Source organism: Paracoccus sp. S-4012 (assembly GCF_009674885.1).
Taxonomy (GTDB): Bacteria; Pseudomonadota; Alphaproteobacteria; order Rhodobacterales; family Rhodobacteraceae; genus Paracoccus.
Map to the genome: position 1 here is coordinate 41,574 of NZ_WKKA01000012.1, position 17,719 is coordinate 59,292.

General features: G+C 69.9%; 13 protein-coding genes and 3 pseudogenes. 9 read left to right on the plus strand and 7 right to left on the minus strand.

The features are described 5' to 3' along the window. Positions 1-154 precede the first annotated feature (154 nt). Positions 155-775, plus strand: coding sequence for a 30S ribosomal protein S4 (gene rpsD, locus GI374_RS14220; protein ID WP_370515369.1), 621 nt, complete (start codon positions 155-157; stop codon positions 773-775). 171 nt (positions 776-946) lie between these two features. Here the strand turns inward: rpsD and GI374_RS14225 are convergent, their stop codons facing one another. After that, the gene (locus tag GI374_RS14225; protein WP_154337732.1) at positions 947-1,999 is read right to left on the minus strand and encodes a class I SAM-dependent methyltransferase; all 1,053 of its coding nucleotides are present in this window, start codon (positions 1,997-1,999) and stop codon (positions 947-949) included. A gap of 136 nt (positions 2,000-2,135) precedes the next feature. Further along, positions 2,136-3,200 (minus strand): alpha/beta fold hydrolase, encoded by a 1,065-nt coding sequence (locus tag GI374_RS14230; protein WP_154337733.1) that lies wholly within the window; start codon positions 3,198-3,200, stop codon positions 2,136-2,138. Between the two features lie 111 nt (positions 3,201-3,311). Between GI374_RS14230 and GI374_RS14235 the strand changes: the two are divergent. Together GI374_RS14235 and GI374_RS14240 are read left to right on the plus strand one after the other, a co-directional pair. Beyond that, positions 3,312-4,363 (plus strand): annotated as a pseudogene (locus tag GI374_RS14235) (IS256 family transposase); the annotation flags it as partial. A gap of 91 nt (positions 4,364-4,454) precedes the next feature. Further along, positions 4,455-4,758 (plus strand): annotated as a pseudogene (locus GI374_RS14240) (transposase); the annotation flags it as partial. A 292-nt stretch (positions 4,759-5,050) separates the two neighbouring features. Here the strand turns inward: GI374_RS14240 and GI374_RS14245 are convergent. From GI374_RS14245 to GI374_RS14255, 3 genes and pseudogenes are all read right to left on the minus strand, one after another. Then, positions 5,051-5,314 carry a hypothetical protein gene (locus tag GI374_RS14245; RefSeq protein ID WP_154337734.1) on the minus strand — a complete coding sequence of 88 codons (264 nt, stop codon included), beginning with the start codon at positions 5,312-5,314 and terminating at the stop codon, positions 5,051-5,053. Between the two features lie 60 nt (positions 5,315-5,374). Then, positions 5,375-5,538, minus strand: a pseudogene (tnpB, locus tag GI374_RS14250) (IS66 family insertion sequence element accessory protein TnpB); the annotation flags it as partial. A 64-nt stretch (positions 5,539-5,602) separates the two neighbouring features. Further along, positions 5,603-6,991 (minus strand): M20/M25/M40 family metallo-hydrolase, encoded by a 1,389-nt coding sequence (locus GI374_RS14255; RefSeq protein WP_154337735.1) that lies wholly within the window; start codon positions 6,989-6,991, stop codon positions 5,603-5,605. Between the two features lie 160 nt (positions 6,992-7,151). Between GI374_RS14255 and hemA the strand changes: the two genes are divergently transcribed. The 3 genes from hemA (at position 7,152) to ispG (ending at position 10,923) form a co-directional block, all read left to right on the plus strand. Then, positions 7,152-8,381 carry a 5-aminolevulinate synthase gene (hemA, locus tag GI374_RS14260; RefSeq protein WP_154337736.1) on the plus strand — a complete coding sequence of 410 codons (1,230 nt, stop codon included), beginning with the start codon at positions 7,152-7,154 and terminating at the stop codon, positions 8,379-8,381. Between the two features lie 112 nt (positions 8,382-8,493). Beyond that, positions 8,494-9,732 (plus strand): helix-turn-helix domain-containing protein, encoded by a 1,239-nt coding sequence (locus GI374_RS14265; protein ID WP_154337737.1) that lies wholly within the window; start codon positions 8,494-8,496, stop codon positions 9,730-9,732. Between the two features lie 60 nt (positions 9,733-9,792). Next, the gene (gene ispG, locus GI374_RS14270) at positions 9,793-10,923 is read left to right on the plus strand and encodes a flavodoxin-dependent (E)-4-hydroxy-3-methylbut-2-enyl-diphosphate synthase (RefSeq protein ID WP_154337738.1); all 1,131 of its coding nucleotides are present in this window, start codon (positions 9,793-9,795) and stop codon (positions 10,921-10,923) included. A gap of 5 nt (positions 10,924-10,928) precedes the next feature. Here the strand turns inward: ispG and GI374_RS14275 are convergent, their stop codons facing one another. Further along, the gene (locus GI374_RS14275; protein WP_154337739.1) at positions 10,929-11,684 is read right to left on the minus strand and encodes a DsbA family protein; all 756 of its coding nucleotides are present in this window, start codon (positions 11,682-11,684) and stop codon (positions 10,929-10,931) included. A gap of 121 nt (positions 11,685-11,805) precedes the next feature. Here GI374_RS14275 and GI374_RS14280 point away from each other — a divergent pair, with 121 nt between their 5' ends. The 3 genes from GI374_RS14280 (at position 11,806) to prfB (ending at position 17,087) form a co-directional block, all read left to right on the plus strand. Further along, on the plus strand, positions 11,806-13,038 hold the full coding sequence (locus tag GI374_RS14280; protein ID WP_229583305.1) for an N-acetylmuramoyl-L-alanine amidase: 1,233 nt from the start codon (positions 11,806-11,808) through the stop codon (positions 13,036-13,038). A gap of 69 nt (positions 13,039-13,107) precedes the next feature. Further along, positions 13,108-15,660, plus strand: coding sequence for a penicillin-binding protein 1A (locus GI374_RS14285; protein WP_154337740.1), 2,553 nt, complete (start codon positions 13,108-13,110; stop codon positions 15,658-15,660). 299 nt (positions 15,661-15,959) lie between these two features. Then, positions 15,960-17,087 (plus strand): peptide chain release factor 2, encoded by a 1,128-nt coding sequence (prfB, locus tag GI374_RS14290; RefSeq protein ID WP_154337741.1) that lies wholly within the window; start codon positions 15,960-15,962, stop codon positions 17,085-17,087. Between the two features lie 4 nt (positions 17,088-17,091). On the opposite strand, the gene GI374_RS14295 is transcribed toward prfB, so the two are convergent. Further along, complete coding sequence (locus tag GI374_RS14295) at positions 17,092-17,694, minus strand: phosphatase PAP2 family protein (RefSeq protein WP_154337742.1); 603 nt, start codon at positions 17,692-17,694, stop codon at positions 17,092-17,094. Between the last annotated feature and the right edge of the window lie 25 nt (positions 17,695-17,719).

Here is a 17,719-nt window from a genome sequence, read left to right on the forward strand (position 1 = left end):
TTTCGTCCAGAAGCGCCCGCAGCCGCGCCTTGACACCCTCGCCGCCGCCTCTATAAGCGCCCACTTCATTGGTGTTGGTGGCCCCCGCGAGGGGATGCCTGTCGGTCCCTCGGGACAAAGGACAACGCCCTTCAACAACGAAGGAGATCAGCGCGTGACCAAACGCACCGCTGCCAAGTACAAGCTCGACCGCCGCATGGGCGAGAACATCTGGGGCCGCGCCAAGTCGCCGGTCAACCGCCGCGAATACGGTCCCGGCCAGCACGGCCAGCGTCGCAAGCAGAAGCTGTCGGACTTCGGCACCCAGCTGCGCGCCAAGCAGAAGCTCAAGGGCTACTATGGCGACCTGACCGAAAAGCAGTTCCGCCGCATCTATTCCGAGGCCGAGCGGGTCCGCGGCGACACCGGCGAGAACCTGATCGGCCTGCTGGAGCGTCGCCTCGACGCGGTCGTCTACCGCGCCAAGTTCGTGCCGACCGTCTGGGCCGCGCGCCAGTTCGTCAACCACGGCCATGTGACCGTGAACGGCGTGCGCGTGAACATCCCCTCCTACCGCTGCAAGGAAGGCGATGTGATCGCCGTCCGCGAACGCTCGCGGCAGATGGTGATGGTGCTCGAGGCGCAAGGGTCCGCCGAGCGCGACATCCCCGACTATCTCGAGGTGGACGGCAACAAGCTGACCGCCACCTTCGTCCGCACCCCGGCGCTGGGCGACGTGCCCTATCCGGTGCAGATGGAACCGAACCTGGTCGTCGAATTCTACGCCCAGAACTGATTGCGGCACATGCCGATTGAAAGGGCGCGCCTGCGAGGGCGCGCCCTTTTGTCACCTGACCGCGCACAGGCGCTCATGTCCGTCAAATGCTCCGGGCAGGGGCCCAGCACGGCCTCCTCAGCGGTCCTCGAGAGGGCTGACAAAGTCCCCAACGGCGAGAACCGCCGCTCCTCAGGTCGCCTCCAGCACCATGTTCAGCGGCGTCTGCGCGGCCCGGCGGACGTTCCGGAACCCGCCGGCGCGGATCACCTCGGCCAGCCGCCTTTCGCCCGCCTGCGCGCCAAGCGCGAGGCCGGTCTCCTGCGCCAGCGAGGTCGGCACGCAGATCATCGTCGAGGCCGAGTAGTAGAGCCGGCCGACCGGGTTGAGGTTGTCCTCCAGCGTGTCCCCGGCCATCGGCTCGACCACCATCCAGGTGCCGCCATCCTTCAGCGCCTTCCGGACATGCGTGGCGGCGCCCTTGGGGTCGCCCATGTCGTGCAGGCAGTCGAAGAAGGTCACGAGGTCGTAGTCCTCGCCCGCAAAATCCTGCGCCGTGCCGACCTCGAAGCGGACGTTCTCGACCCCGTGGGCCATCGCATGAGCGGTGGCAGCGGCGATCGAGGCCGGGTGGAAGTCGTAGCCGGTGAACTGCGAGCGCGGGTAGGCCTGCGCCATCAGGATCGTCGAGACGCCGTGGCCGCAGCCCACATCCGTCACCTTCGCCCCCGCCTCGAGCTTCGGCACCACGCCGTCGAGCGCGGGCAGCCACTCCTGCACGAGTGCGTTGACATAGCCCGGCCGGAACATCCGCGCGACGGCGCAGAACATGCAGCCGGCGAGGTCGCCCCAGGCAACGCCGCGGCCGGTCTTGAACGCCGCCTGCACCTTGGGCTGGTTCTCGAACATCGCCGCGGCAGTGTCGAAGCCGCCGAGCAGGTTCGCCGGGCTGTCGGGCTCGGCGAAGACGAAGGCCTGCTCGGGCGTGAGCGAGAAGCGCCCGTCCTCATGGGTGACGTAGCCGGAGGCCGCCTGTGCCGAGAGCCACTCGCGCACGTAGCGGGGCGCGCAGTCGGCGGCGCTGGCGAGTTCCTCCGGCGTTGCGGGGCCGATGCGCTTCAGGGTCTCGTAGAGGCCGAGCGCGTCGCCGATGCGGACCAGCGGCACGCTGACCGCGCCGCCGAGATCACCGAGGATGCGGCCCACGAGCTCGTTGAGGGTCGTCTCATTGAGTTGCTGTGCCATGATGTGCCTCACTGGCATGGACGGGGCGTGACGCTCCGTCTGCATGCCCAGGATGAGGCCGCCCGCCGCCTTGCACATGAGGCCGCAGTCCCGTCCGGGCCGCATGACCCCGCGTCGCCACGGGGCGGATGTCCCGTCACTGTGCCCGCTCGCCCAGAGCCATGACGATCGCCTGCGAGCGGCTGTGAACGCCGAGCTTGCCGAACACGGTCGAGAGCTGGTTGCGCACGGTCTTCTCGCTCTTGCCGAGGCGGCCGGCGATCGCGCGGTTGTCGAGGCCCTCGGTCACGAGGTCAAGCAGCGCGGCCTCCGCAGGGGTCAGGCCCGCCTCCCGGATCGCGCGCGGCTCCTCGCGCTCCTGCCCGAGAAAGGCGGCGAGTTCGCCGTGAAGCACCCGCCAGGCCGGCTCCTCCGGCAGCAGCACGTGGTTGCGGCTCTCCAGCGGCACGAAGCGGGCGCCGGGAATCGCCGCGGCGAGCCGCAGCCCCTCTTCGAAGGGCACCCGCAGGTCGCCCCGGCAATGCGCGATCAGCACCGGCAGGCGCAGCTGCGCGGCGAGCGCCGAGACGTCGATCCCTTGCATCTGCCGGAGCAGCTCTGCCGCGACCTCGGGCGCCGCCGTGATGCGCTCGAGATCGGCCCACCAGCGATGCTGCTCGGGGGTGCCGTCAGGGATGAACTGGCTGGTGAAGAACTGCCAGAAACCAGGGTTGTCCCGGCCCCAGCCGATGCGGATGAAGTTGACGAGCGTTTCGGCCTCCAGCCGCTCGGCATCGGTCCGCGCCCGCACCCGCCCGCCCCGGCCATAGGCATTGAGCAGCACGAGATGCGAGACGCGCTCGGGGTGCCGCAAGGCATGGGTGATGGCGAGCGCGCCCCCCTGCGAGAGGCCCAGCAGGATGAAGCGCGGCGCCTCGATCGTCGCGGCCACCGCCTCGAGATCGGCGTGCCAGGCGTCGATGGAGAGGTCCGCGACATGCCGGTCCGACAGCCCGCAGCCGCGCGGGTCATAGCGCACGAAGCGGTTGCGGGCCGAAAGCGCACGGACCCAGGGCTGCCAGACGGGGCTGTCGAGATCGTAATCGACATGGCTCAGCCAGTGTGCCGCCCGCAGGATCACCGGTCCCGTTCCACACGACGCCACGGCGATGCGCGTCCCGTCAGCCGAGGTGCAGAACCGTATGCTCTGGCTGAGCCTCATGGCCCGGATCATACCGCAACGCCGGGAGTCGCGACAGGGCGGAGGTGCGGCTTGGATCGGAGGCGCTGATGCACTCGTCCGCCAAGATGATGGCGCTCGCCCGCCGCCGGCTTAGGCCGTGGCCTGCATGGCGTGGGCGACGGCGCTCCGCCTGGCCGCGGGCGTCACCTTTTTTTGCCAGCAGCGTTCGGCGCCGAGACGGTGCGCGTGCCGCGGGCACGGCTCGTGTGCGAGGATGGCGGGACGGCGCTCGCAGGCGCTGCGCCGCTACCAGCGGCTGACGAAGCGGGCCGAGGCGCTGATCGCCGGCGCCTATCTCGCCGGAACGAACACCCGGAGAGTGCGCCGTGCCTTGGCGGCGCTGTTCGACGGCGCCTTGGGCAAGGATGTGGTCAGCCGCACCTGGCGCAAGGTTCGGACCGACTGGGAGGGCTGGAACGGCCGCGACCTCCAGGTGAGGACATCGTCCGGCTCATCCTGGACGGCACGGTCGAACGAAGATCGACCGCAGGCCGCCGCCATTCCCTGCTGGTGGCGGGCGGGGTGCGTCGAAACGGCCAGAAGGTGCTGCTGGCGCTCAGGAGCATGGACGGCGAGAGCACCGACGCCTGGGCCGCCTTCCTCGCGGACATGACCCGGCGCGGCCTGAACGCGCCCGAGTTCGTCATCGTCGACGGCGCGCCCGGGCTCGAGGCGGCAGTGGCGGCGCTCTGGCCCGACGCCCCCGTCCAGCGCTGCACGGTTCACAGCACCGCAACCTGCTGGCGCACGCGCCAAGGCGGCTGCACGACGAACTGACCAACGACTATCGCGACATGATCTACGCCGAGACTGCCGCCGACGTGGAGGCCGATCGAAAGGCGTTTCTGCGCAATGGCGGCTGAAGTGTCGAGCCGTCGCCGACAGCCTCGAGGAAGCCGGCGACCGGCTCTTCACCTTCACGCGCCTGCCGCCCGGCCAATGGAAATCGGCCCGCACCCCCAATGCCATCAAGCGTCTGCACGAGGAGTTCCGCCGCCGCATCAACACCCAGACCGTCAGAGACCGCGCCGATGCTGTTCTGGGCGCTGCTCGCCTCCGGGGAGATCGTCATGCGCAAGGTCGATGGCTGGGAGACGCTCGCCGAGCCTCTCGCCGCCAGTTCCATTGATCTCGCCGCATGATCACGTAACCTTCGACGCACCGGAGATCGCCGACCGCTAATTCCCACCCCCGGACAGCACCGGACGGTGCGCTGGCGATCGCCGTTCCGGTGACGGCCGGCGCGAGGTCCCCGGCCTGTGGATCGCCGATACCGCGGCGCGAAGTTCTGACTGTCGGTGATGACCGGACTGCGCCATCGCGGGCTGAAGGCACATCCTGATCGCCGTGGGGGGTGAAGGGCTTCCCGGAGGCGATCACCGCCGCCTTCCCGGAAGCCACGGTCCAGACCTGCATCGTCCATCTGGTCCGCCATTCGCTGAACTTCCGCTGGTGGAAGGACCGCAAGGCGATCGCCGCCCGGCTGAGGGAGGTCTGCGGCGCCGAGACCGCGGAGGCCGCCCTGGATGCCTTCGACGAGGCCTGGCGCTCGTGGGCCTTCTCGGCCTGCGCGTGGCTGCGGCTTCCTGCGCTCGCAACTCCTTCCCGTTGTAAGCGTGGGCTGGTCGGCGCCGGTTGCCCTTCTTCTGTGGCAGCCCGGCCCGGAGCTCGATGTCGCGCGCTTTCCTGGCGGCCAGAGCCGGGCGCGCCCAGAGATAGTCCTGCTCCTTCGCCAGCAAATTCCAGCAGAGCAGGCTTCGGCCGACCTTGCTGATCCAGAGGCTGGCGGACAGCGGTCAATCAGTCCGCCATCATGTTCGACGACCGCTTCAACCCGCTCGGCGGCTGAAGGCGGTCAGATGGAAACGGGAAGGGAGACCATCCATAGAATGTCGGACATTCCCGGGCGTAATCGTTGCGGCGGCAATCTCGCTCAACTCCAGGCCAGATGCAGCATTCGACCGTCTCCGACGAGGCCCCGAACCGGTGTGCCCGGTGCCGGCCAACGGGTGGCGGAGCGTCACGATCAGCCGCACCGTGAAGCTGCGCAGCTCCTCGGGATCTTCCGGCAGGATGGCGGGCTCGTCGAGCATGAGACGAGCGCATCCTGCAGGATTCCGTTGTGCGAATCCTCAACGATCAGGACCAGTCCCTTATCCGGCGGCCAGCGGCTGCCAGGTCCGCACGGTGTCCGCCAGTCGATCCTTTCGAGCAGCATCGACAGCTGCGCGGCCGACAGCGCGATCTTGCCGTCGTGCGTCGCAGGCCAGACGAAGCGCCCCCGTTCCAGCCGCTTCATGAACATGCACGCACCTTGCCCATTCGATCACTCCCTCACCTCGGCAGAGCGGTCAGACCGGACGGATACAGAACTCCCCGCATCACCCCCGCAGCGCCGCGATCACTCGCGCCCAACTGCGCGCACCCTTGTGGAAGCTCTCCAGGTCGTATTTCTCGTTCGGGCTGTGGATGCGGTCATCGTCGCGGGCGAAGCCGATCAGCAGCGAGTCCATTCCCAGCACCTCCTGGAAGGCCCCGGCGATCGGGATCGAGCCGCCCGAGCCGACGAAGGCCGCCTCGCGGCCCCATTCCTCGGTCAGCGCCCCGCGCGCGAGGGCGAAGGCGGGGTCGGAGGTGTCCATGTGCCCGGCGGGCGAGCCGCCATGGGGGTGGAACTCGACCGTGCAATCGGCGGGCAGATGCTCGCGGATGCGGGCGCGGAAGGCGGCGCGGATGGCGTCGGGGGCCTGCTGGCCCGTGAGACGGAAGCTGACCTTGGCGCGGGCCTCGGCCGGCAGCACGGTCTTGAAGCCCTCGCCGGTGTATCCGCCCGAGAGCCCGTTGATCTCGAAGGTGGGCCGCGCCCACATCATCTCGAGCCCGGTCCGCCCGCGCTCGCCGACCGGATGGTTCAGCCCGACCGCGCCGAGGAACTCTCCGGCATCGAAGCCGAGCGCGTCCCAGTCGGCGCGCAGCGCGTCCGGGATCTCCGGCACCGCGTCGTAGAAGCCCGGCAGCGTCACCCGCCCCTCTGCGTCCTTGATCGAGGCGAGGGCGTTCGCCAGCACCTGCAGCGGGTTCGCCGCCAGCCCGCCGAACATGCCAGAATGCAGGTCGCGGTCGGCGGCACGGAGCACGATCTCCTCGCCAACGAGGCCGCGCAGCTGCGTCGTGATGGCCGGGCGGCCGTCCGAATGCAACGCGGTGTCGCAGATCGCGGCGAGGTCGAGGCTCAGCTCCTCGCGATGCGCCGCGAGAAAGGCGTCGAGCGAGGGCGAGCCCGATTCCTCCTCGCCCTCGAGCAGGATCGAGACGCCCTCGGGCAGCGCGCCATGCACCTCGCGCCAGGCGCGGAAGGCCTCGACGAAGGTCATCAGCTGGCCCTTGTCGTCCGACGCGCCACGGCCGCGGATGACCCGACCCCGCGGCGTCTCCTCGACCTCGGGCTCGAAGGGCGGCCGGTCCCAGAGCGACAGAGGATCAACGGGTTGAACGTCATAATGGCCGTAGAACAGAACCCGGCGTCCGGCCCCGCGCGGGCCATGCGCGACCACCATCGGATGGCCGGGCGTCTCGACGAGGCGCGCCTCGAAACCGATCGAGGCGAGGTCCGCGACCAGCCACTCGGCGGCGCGGCGGCAGTCGCCCGCATGGGCCGGATCGGTCGAGATCGAGGGGATGCGGAGCAGCGCCTTGAGCCGCTCCAGGGCATCCGGCAACTGGTCGTCGAGCCGCTTCAGAACCTCGTCAAGCCTGGCGTCAGGGGTCATGTCCACTACTTTCCTGAGTGTTTTACTTGGGAAGAGATCCGGCAAGTTCAGGCACATGCGACAACTTCGGCCTGTCCTTTCACGGTCTTGACCTCTATCAAGGCGTGGCTCACGTCATCAGAGAATGGTGACGGCGGCAATGCAGGCAAGGAGACCCAAGATGGATTACAACGCCGCCCTGGACCTGGCCCTCGGACGCCTGCATGAGGAAGGCCGCTACCGCACCTTCATCGACATCGAGCGCCGCAAGGGCAAGTTCCCGCAGGCGGTGTGGAAGCGGCCCGACGGGACCGAGAAGGACATAACCGTCTGGTGTGGCAACGACTATCTCGGCATGGGCCAGCACCCGGCGGTCCTCGCTGCGATGCATGATGCGCTGGACGCGACAGGCGCCGGGTCGGGCGGGACGCGCAACATCTCGGGCACCACGGTCTATCACAAGCGGCTCGAGCGCGAGCTGGCGGACCTGCACCGCAAGGAGGCGGCGCTGGTCTTCAGCAGCGCCTACATCGCCAACGACGCGACGCTTTCGACGCTGCACAAGCTGTTTCCGGGCCTCATCATCTATTCCGACGCGCTGAACCACGCCTCGATGATCGAGGGGATCAAGCGCAACGGCGGCGCCAAGCGCATCTTCCGCCACAACGACGTGGCCCATCTGCGCGAGTTGATGGGCGCGGACGACCCCGCCGCGCCGAAGCTGATCGCCTTCGAGTCGATCTATTCGATGGATGGCGACTTCAGCCCCATCGAGGCGATCTGCGACCTCGCGGACGAGTTCGGAGCGCTGACCTATCTCGACGAGGTCCATGCCGTCGGCCTGTACGGCCCCCGCGGCGGCGGCGTGGCCGAGCGCGACGGGCTGACCGACCGCATCGACATCTTCAACGGCACGCTGGGCAAGGCCTTCGGCGTCTTCGGCGGCTACATCGCCGGTTCCGCCAAGATGTGCGACGCGATCCGCAGCTACGCGCCGGGCTTCATCTTCACGACCTCGCTGCCGCCTGCGGTGGCCGCGGGCGCGGCGGCCTCGATCGCCTTTCTCAAGACGGCCGAGGGCCAGCACCTGCGCGATGCGCAGCAACTCCACGCGCGCATCCTGAAGATGCGGCTCAAGGCGCTCGGCATGCCGATCATCGACCACGGCAGCCACATCGTGCCGGTCCATGTCGGCAACCCCGTCCACTGCAAGATGCTGTCGGACATGCTGCTCGACGAGTTCGGCATCTACGTCCAGCCGATCAACTTCCCCACCGTCCCCCGCGGGACCGAGCGGCTGCGCTTTACCCCCTCGCCGGTGCACGATCCCAAGCAGATCGACCACCTGGTGAAAGGCATGGATGCGCTCTGGGCACGCTGCGCGCTCAATCGCTCGGTGGCTGTCGCCTGACACGCGAATGCGGGGTGCAGCCGCTCCCGCGGGTGTGATAATCTGTCCTTAACCAAAAAACGCCAAGGTCCGATTCGGAACCGGCATGAGGGACAGAGGATTGAGCAGTCGCATGAACATGCGGGTAGACCCGGTGTTGGAGGGTGAGGTGCAGGCTGCGCCGGGATTCGACGATTTTGAACTGAGACTCGGCGACGTGATGCGGGGCGAGCGCGCGACGCTGGGCAAGAGCCTGCTGGACGTGCAGCGCGAGCTGCGGATTCGCGCCTCCTACATCGCCGCGATCGAGAACTGCGACATCTCCGCCTTCGAGACGCCGAGCTTCATTTCGGGCTATGTCCGCTCCTACGCGCGCTATCTCGGCATGGACGCCGACTGGACCTTCCGCCGCTTCTGCGAGGAGGCGGGCTTCCAGCCGGTGCATGGCATGGCGCCGCAGGCCTCGGGGCCGAAGCCGCAGCGCCGGCCCGCGGACGTGGCCGAGGCGCTCGCTAATCCGCGCCCGACCTTCCTGCCGCAGCCGGAATCGATCTGGTCGCAGGTCGAGCCGCGCGCCATCGGCTCGCTGCTGGTCCTCGCGGTGCTGGTCGCGGGACTGGGCTATGGCGGCTGGTCGGTGCTGCGCGAGGTGCAGAAGGTCAATCTCACGCCCGTGGACCGCGCGCCCGGCGTGATCGCTGCGCTCGACCCGGCGCAGGACGTGACGCTGGCCCCGCCCGATCCGGCGGCGGCCGAGCTTGCGGTGCAATTGCCGCAGCCCGAGGCGCTCGACCGGGTCTACCGGCCGCAGGCGCTCGAGGTGCCGGTGCTGACCAAGCGCGACACGCCGATCGCCGCGATCGACCCCGGCCTGACCGTCTCGGTGGCGGCGGAATCCGGGGCCGCGGCCGATACGACCTCGCCCGAGGGGGGTGCGGTGATGACCGCGCTGAGCCAGGCGATGGCCGCCGGCCCGCAACTGCCCGACGCGGGCGAGGCGGTCCGCACGCTCGCCCCCGACGCGCCCGAGGTCGAACTGCTGGCCGTGCGCCCGGCCTGGGTGCGCGTGACCTCGGGCGATGGCACCGTGATCCTCGAAAAGACCATGGATGCGGGCGAGCGTTTCGCGCTGCCGAAGCTCGAAGCCGCGCCGGTGCTGCGGACCGGGAACTCCGGCGGGGTCTATTTCGACATCGCCGGGCGCACCTACGGCCCCGCTGCGCCGGGCGCGCAGGTGGTGAGCAATGTCGAGCTCTCGCCCGCGGCGCTGACCGCGAACTATGCCGCGGCCGACCTCGACGCCGACCCGGAGCTGGCTTCGATGATCGCGCTCGCTTCGGCCGCGCCGCTCGCGCCCGATCCCGCGGACTGACATAGACCTCGGGGACCCGCGCGCCTATGTAGGGCCTGCCCGAGGAAGCCGAGGTCCGCGATGAGCCACAACCCGATCCGCCCCTGGCGCAACATCGAGCGTCGGCGCTCGCGCCAGATCATGGTCGGCAACGTCCCGGTCGGCGGCGACGCGCCGATCAGCGTGCAGACCATGACCAACACCGACGGCTCGGACGTGCGTGCGACGCTGGCGCAGGTCATCGCCGCGGCGGAGGCGGGCGCCGACATCGTCCGCATCTCGGCCCCCGACGAGGCGACCACGCGGGCCCTGCGCGAGGTCTGCCGCGAGAGCCCGGTGCCGATCGTGGCCGACATCCATTTCCACTACCGCCGCGCCATCGAGGCGGCCGAGGCCGGCGCCGCCTGCCTCAGGATCAACCCCGGCAACATCGGCGACGCCCGCCGCGTCCGCGAGGTGGTGCAGGCCGCCAAGGACCACGGCTGCTCGATCCGCATCGGCGTGAACGCGGGCTCCTTGGAGCGGCACCTGCTGGAGAAATACGGCGAGCCTTGCCCGGATGCGATGGTCGAGAGCGGGCTCGACCATATCAAGCTGCTGCAGGACAACGACTTCCACGAGTTCAAGATCAGCGTGAAGGCGAGCGACGTGTTCCTCGCCGCCGCCGCCTATCAGGCACTGGCCGAGGCAACCGATGCGCCGATCCACCTCGGCATCACCGAGGCGGGGGGTCTGCGCGGCGGCACTGTCAAGTCGGCGCTCGGCATGGGCAACCTGCTCTGGGGCGGGATCGGCGACACGATCCGCGTGAGCCTGAGCGCCGATCCGGTCGAGGAGGTGAAGGTCGGCTTCGAGATCCTGAAGTCCCTTGGCCTCCGCACCCGCGGCGTCCAGATCATTTCCTGCCCCAGCTGCGCCCGGCAGGGTTTCGATGTCATCAAGACCGTCGAGGAACTCGAGCGGCGGCTCGAGCACATTAAGACGCCGATCAGCCTCTCGATCATCGGCTGCGTGGTGAACGGGCCGGGCGAGGCGCTGATGACCGATCTCGGCTTCACCGGCGGCGGCGCCGGGTCGGGGATGGTCTACATGGCCGGACGGCAGAGCCACAAGCTCGGCAACGAGCGCATGATCGACCACATCGTCGAACTGGTCGAGCGCCGCGCGGAGGCGATCGAGGCCGCGCAGGCGCCCGTGGCCGCGGCGGAGTAGGGGCCTCAGCCCCCCGCCGCCTCGCGCACCGCATCCACCACCGTGGCGAGGCCCTGCGGCGGCACGCCGCGGATCATCTCGTCGCCGATGATGAAGGTCGGCGTCCCGGCGATCCGCAGCGCTTGGGCGAGCGCGCGGTTCGCCTCGATCACGGCCGTGACTTCATCCGCGTCCATCCGCGCGAGGATCGCCGCGCGGTCCAGCCCGAGATCGTCCGCGATGCCCCCGAGGCTGTCGTCGTTCATCGGCCCCTGCAGCGCGATCAGCCGCTCATGCGCCTGCTGGTAGGCGTCATCGCCCGCCACCTGCTTGACGGCGATGGCGAAGCGCGAGGCGGCCTCGCTCTCCGGCCCAAGGATCGGGAACTCCTTCACGATCAGCCGCACGTCGTCATCGGTCGCGATCAGGTCGGCGACCTGCGGTTGCACCTGCCGGCAGTAGCCGCAGCGATAGTCCATGAACTCGACCACGGTCAGCGACCCGTCGGGATTGCCACCGACCCAGGAGTGGCCGTCGGCGGTCAGCGCATCGCGGTGAATCGCGACCAATTCGCGGTCGCCCGCGGCCTCCGCCGCGGCCTGCCGGTGTTCGAGTATGGTGAAGGATTCGACCAGAACCTCCGGATTTTTCAGAATATATTCACGCACTGCCTCGCCGAAAGCGGCCTTCTCGGCCTCCGTCATGGCAGACGGATCGAAGGCGGCGGCGGGCGCGGCGAGGGCGCCCGACAGGGCGAGCGCGGCAAGGAGGGTGCGGGTCATGAGGGGCGTCCTTTCAGGGTCGCGCGAAACAGTGGGGCCTTGCAGGCTTGATGACAAGGCGCGCGCTTGACCGTGGCGAACACGCTTGTGATAGCGGCGCCTCGGACAAGGGGGCGGATGGATGCAGGCAGGTGCGACGATCCGGGCGGCGATGCTGGCGCTGCTGGTCCTGCTGTGCGCGGCGCCGCTGGCGGCAGCGGAAGCGCCGCGGCTGGATCTGGCGGCCTCCTCGCTCGCGGCCGAGGGCAAGGACCGGGGCGAGCCTCGGCCGCTCGCGCTGACCCTCGTGCCGGGCGGGGCGGTGCCGTACCGCGCCATGCTGCTCGACGGGCCGCCGCGGCTGGTCCTCGACCTGCAGGGCGTCGGCCTCTCCGCCGCTGAGCCGACGGCGCTGCCGGGAGCGGCGCTCGTGCCGGCGATCCGCTGGGGGGCGATCGCGGGCGACCGCGTGCGGATCGTGCTGGAGCTGCCCTCGCCGATGGCCATCGATCGCGCCGTCCTGACAGGCACCGGCCCCGCCGCACGGCTCTCGCTGCGGCTCGTGCCCGTCGCGCCCGAGGACTTCGCCCCCGAGGCGCGGGGCGATGCGTTGCCGCTGCTGTTCGATCTGCCCGATCCCGCGCCCCTGCCGCCCGCCATAGCGCGCGCGCCGGGAGCTCTGCGCGTCACGCTCGACCCCGGCCACGGCGGCTTCGACCCCGGCGCCGTGGCGGGCGGCATCACTGAGGCCGCGCTGATGCTGACCGTGGCGAACGAGATCGCCGCCGCCCTGCGCGCCAAGGGCGTCGAGGTCACGCTCACCCGCGACGGTGACCGTTTCGTGCCGCTCGAGCGGCGCATGACCGTCGCGCGCTCCGCCCATGCCGACCTGCTCATCTCGCTCCACGCCGACGTGCTGCCCGAGGGCGAGGCGGCGGGGGCGGCGGTGTTTCTCTGGGACCCGGAGGGCGACGACCGCGCGGCGGCGGAACTGGCGCTGCGTCACGACCGCGACGACCTGCTGGCCGGGCTCGACCTTGCCGGGGCCGATGACGAGGTCGCGGCGACGCTGATGGACATCGCCCGGCTCGACACCCAGCCGCGATCCGAGAACATCTCCAAGTTCCTGCTCAGCGAGTTCGCCCTCGGCCGCATCGCGATCCGCAACCGGCCCGTGAAGGGCGCGGCATTCAGCGTGCTGAAATCGCCCGACATCCCCTCGGTTCTGGTGGAGACCGGCTTTCTCAGCGACGCGGGCGACCGCGCGAACCTGCTCGACCCGCAATGGCGCGCGGGCCTCGCCGGGGCGGTTGCGCGCGCCGTGGTCGCCTGGGCCGAGGACGACGCCGCCCGGGCGCCGCTGCTGCGCCGCTGACCGAAGCTTGTTTTGACCTGAGGGGCGGCCGCGTCTATAGCGGCCCCCATTCCTCCGGGGACCGGTCGTTTGCTTCGTTTCGTGCTTTCCTTCCTCGGTGGCGTCTTCTCGTGGTTCGTCACCGCGCTCGCCTTCATCGTGCTGACCGTCGGCGGCGTCTTCTGGATGTATTCGCGCGACCTGCCGAGCCACGAGCAACTCGCCAGCTACAGTCCCAAGACCATCAGCCGCATCTACGACGGCGACGGCCACCTGATGGACGAGTTCGCCGAGGAGCGGCGCGTCTTCCAGTCCAGCGACGAGATGCCCGACCTGGTGAAACAGGCCTTCATCTCGGCCGAGGACAAGAACTTCTACGTCCACCGCGGCTATGACCCGCGCGGCATGGTCGGCGCGGCGCTGCAGGCGGCGCGCGGGGGCGCGGTGCGGGGGGCGTCGACCATCACCCAGCAGGTGATGAAGAACTTCCTGCTCAGCTCCGACCGCACGGTCGAGCGCAAGGTGAAGGAGTTGATCCTCGCCAGCCGACTCGAGCAGACGCTGACCAAGGACCAGATCCTCGAGCTTTACCTCAACGAGATCTTCCTCGGGCAGAACAGCTTCGGGGTCGCCGCCGCCTCGCAGACCTATTTCAACAAGACGTTGGACCAGCTCGCCCCGCATGAGGCGGCGATGCTGGCGGCGATGCCGCAGGCGCCCTCGCGCTCCACCGTCCGCGACAAGGAGCGCATCACCGAGCGGCGCAACTACGTCCTGCGCGAGATGATGCAGAACGGCTACATCACGCGCGAGACCTATGAGGCCGAGGCGCAGCTGCCGCTGAGGACCGTGCAGAACGGCGATTTTCCCTCCTTCCGCGAGGGCCTGCCGCCCCGCGACTATTTCACCGACGAGATCCGCCGCCAGCTTTCGGCGCAGTTCGGGCAGGAGGAGTTCTTCGGCGGCGGCCTGCAGATCCGCGCCACCGTGGAGCCGGAGTTGCAGGCCATCGCCGCCGAGGCGCTGCGCGAGGCGCTCGAGCAATATGACCGGGGCCTCGGCGTCTGGCGCGGGACGGGCGAGAGCCTCGCCCCCGAGGCGTTGGCCAACGAGGCCGCGTGGCGCGAGGCGCTGCGCGACGCCGAAGTGCCGCGCGACATTCCTGGCTGGCACGCAGCCGTGGTGCTGTTGCTCGGCGACAACGACGCCCGCATCGGCATCGAGGGGATCGAAGAGGACGAGGACGGCCACTGGATCCCGGCCCGCGACGTGGAATGGGCGCGCAAGCGCGGGCCGGACGGGCGGCTGGGACCACGGGCGCAGCGGGCCTCGGACCTGCTGGAGGTGGGCGACGTGGTGCTGGTCCGCGCCATGACCAGCGACGAGGACGGCAGCTTCATCCGCTGGACGCTGAGGCAGGTGCCGGCGGTGCAGGGCGGCTTCATGGCGATGGACGTCGAGACCGGCCGCGTCTACGCCATGCAGGGCGGCTTCAGCTACCAGTCCTCGGTCTTCAACCGCGCCACGCAGGCGCAGCGCCAGCCCGGCTCGTCCTTTAAGCCCTTCGTCTATGCCGCGGCCCTCGACAGCGGCTTCACGCCCGCGACGATCGTCGAGGACTCGCCCATCGTTCTGAACACGCCGCAGGGCCTCTGGGAGCCGAAGAACGCGGGCGGCGGTTTCTACGGGCCGACTACGCTCCGCACCGGGATCGAGCAGTCGCGCAACCTGATGACCATTCGCGTGGCGCAGGACATCGGCATGGACACGGTCGGCCGCTACGCCGAGAAGTTCGGCGTCTACGACCACCTCGGGCCGTATCTCGCGAACTCCCTCGGGGCGCAGGAGACGACGCTCTACAAGATGGTGGCCGCCTACGCGATGTTCGCCAATGGCGGCGAGCGGGTGGAGCCGACGCTGGTGGACCGGGTGCAGGACCGCCGCGGCCGCACGATCTACCGCCACGACCAGCGGGTCTGCGAGACCTGTGACCAGCCGGCGCTGCCCGCGGGCCTCGCCCCCGCGATCACGGCAGACCGCGAGCGGGTGATGGACGCGGTGACGGCCTACCAGCTGACCTCGATGCTGGAGGGCGCGGTGCAGCGCGGCTCGGGGCGCGGGGTCAGCCTGCCGGTGCCGGTGGCGGGCAAGACCGGGACCACGAACGACGCCAAGGACGTGTGGTTCATCGGCTATACCTCGAACATGGTCGCGGGCTGTTATCTCGGCTACGACCAGCCGCGCTCGCTCGGCCAGAACGCCTATGGCGGGACGCTCTGTGTGCCGGTTTTCAACGCCTTCATGCAGAAGGCGGTGGAGAAATTCGGCGGCACGAGGTTCAAGGTGCCCGAGGGCGGGCATTTCGTGAAGATCGACCGCCACACCGGCGCGCGCCTGTCCGCCGATGCCTCGGGTCCGAACGTCATCAGCGAGTTCTTCCGCGACGGTGCGTCGAGCGAGATCCGCCTCGTGACCGGCGGCTTCCAGGGCGACCCGAACGCGCCGCGCGCCTGGGACGCCCTGCCGCTGGAAGCCACGCCCGCGTCGGGCGGCGGGCAGGCGGTGACGACGTCGACCGGGCAGCGGCGGGTGATCCCGAAGCAGGCGGATTTCGGGACGCTCTCGGGCGGCGGGCTCTACTGACCGACAGCTGCAGAGCCGAGACTGGCCTGACGCCGCCGCTACCTCCCGCCCGTCCGCCAAAGCGGACGGGTCCGCGCCCGCCCGCCCCGCAGGCGGGCGTGTCCGCGCCCACCTTCGTGCGTGCGCGGACCCTCTGTCGGCCCACGTTACCGGACCAAGCGGGATTGAGTCACTCGCGCCCCAATCACTCGCGCGGCAGCCGAAGCCCGCTCTGATCAAGCACCTCGCGCTTGCCCGCCTCCAGCCCCCGCGCTATCACCCCCCGTCCGAACCGCCGCCCGCCGCCCGAGGAACCGCCCATGCGCGCCGAGACCGAAGCCACCGTCGAGTCGATCGAGAAGTCGCTGAAGCTGCTGGCGCAGCGCCTCGACTGGACCACGGCCCCGCATCGCCTCGAGGAGATGAACGCGATGATCGAGGATGGCGACCTGTGGTCGGACCCGGCCCGCGCGCAGAAGCTGATGCGCGACCGCCAGAAACTCTCGGACGCGATCGACACCTATCGCCGCATCAGCCAGGAGCTGAAGGATAACGTCGAGCTGATCGAGTTGGGCGAGGCCGAGGGCGACGGCGAGATCGTCGCGGACGCCGAGGCCTCGCTGAAGGCGGTGGCCGAGACCGCGGCGCAGAAGGAACTCGAGGCGCTGCTGAACGGCGAGGCGGACGGCAACGACACCTATCTGGAGGTCCATGCCGGCGCCGGCGGCACCGAGAGCGCCGACTGGGCCGCGATGCTGGCGCGGATGTATGTTCGCTGGGCCGAGAGCCACGGCTACACGGTCGAGCTGGTCTCCGAGACGCCGGGCGAGGAAGCCGGCATCCGCTCGGTCGCCTACAAGATCAGCGGCCCGAACGCCTATGGCTGGCTCAAGTCCGAGAGCGGCGTGCATCGGCTCGTCCGCATCTCGCCCTTCGACAGCGCGGCGCGGCGGCACACCTCGTTCTCATCGGTCTGGGTCTATCCAGTGGTGGACGACAACATCGAGATCGACATCCCCGACCGCGACATCCGCATCGACACCTACCGCTCGTCCGGGGCAGGGGGGCAGCACGTCAACACCACCGACTCGGCGGTGCGGATCACCCACCTGCCGACCGGCATCGTCGTGACCTCCTCGATGAAGTCGCAGCACCAGAACCGCGAGGCGGCGATGAACGCCCTGCGCGCGCGCCTCTACCAGCTCGAGCTGGACCGCCGCAACGCCGCCATCAACGCCCAGCACGACGCCAAGGGCGACGCCGGCTGGGGCAACCAGATCCGCAGCTATGTGCTGCAACCCTATCAGATGGTGAAGGATCTGCGCACCGGGCACGAGACCTCGGACACGCAGGGGGTGCTGGACGGCGACATCGACGGCTTCATGGCCGCCACGCTGGCCTTGGATGTCGCGGGCAAGAGCCGCGCCGAGGCGAACGCCGAGGACTGACGGCTCACGCCTCCTCGCGTTCCGGCCAGAGCGCGTCGAGCGCCGCCTCCACCCCCCAGCCGAGCGCCGCGCCAGCCACGACGTCGAGCGCGTGATGCGCGGCGCGGGGGACCTGCACCGCCGCAATGGCAAGCGCTCCGGCCATCGCCGCCGCCCCGGCCTCCGGCGACACGCGGCCGATGGCCCGCGCGCAGGCGACCGCATTGGCGGCGTGGCCGGACGGAAACGAGTTCCACGGCCCCTCGTTCGGGCCGTCGAGGCCGGTCTCGTATTCGCCGTCCTCGAACAGCTTCGAGGGCCGGGTCCGCACGACCCAGGCCTTGACCGCGGATTTCGCCGCCGTGACCACCGTCAGCGCCGCCAGACAGCGCAGCCCGCCTTCGGCGAGGCGCGGCCGGTCGAGGACGATGCCCGCGGCCGTGGCGGCGATGGCGAGGGTGAAGGCCGGGGGCTGGTCGGCAATCTCGCTCAGGAACCCCGCGGCCCGCACCGCCGGATGGTGCCGATGCCGCCCGGCCTCGGCCGAGAGCGCGACATCCGCCGTCTCGATCGCGTCCACCAGGGCGGGCTTGTCGCCACGCCGGACCTCGCCGTTTCTCGCTTCCATTCCGCCCTCCCTGCCGCCCGCGACA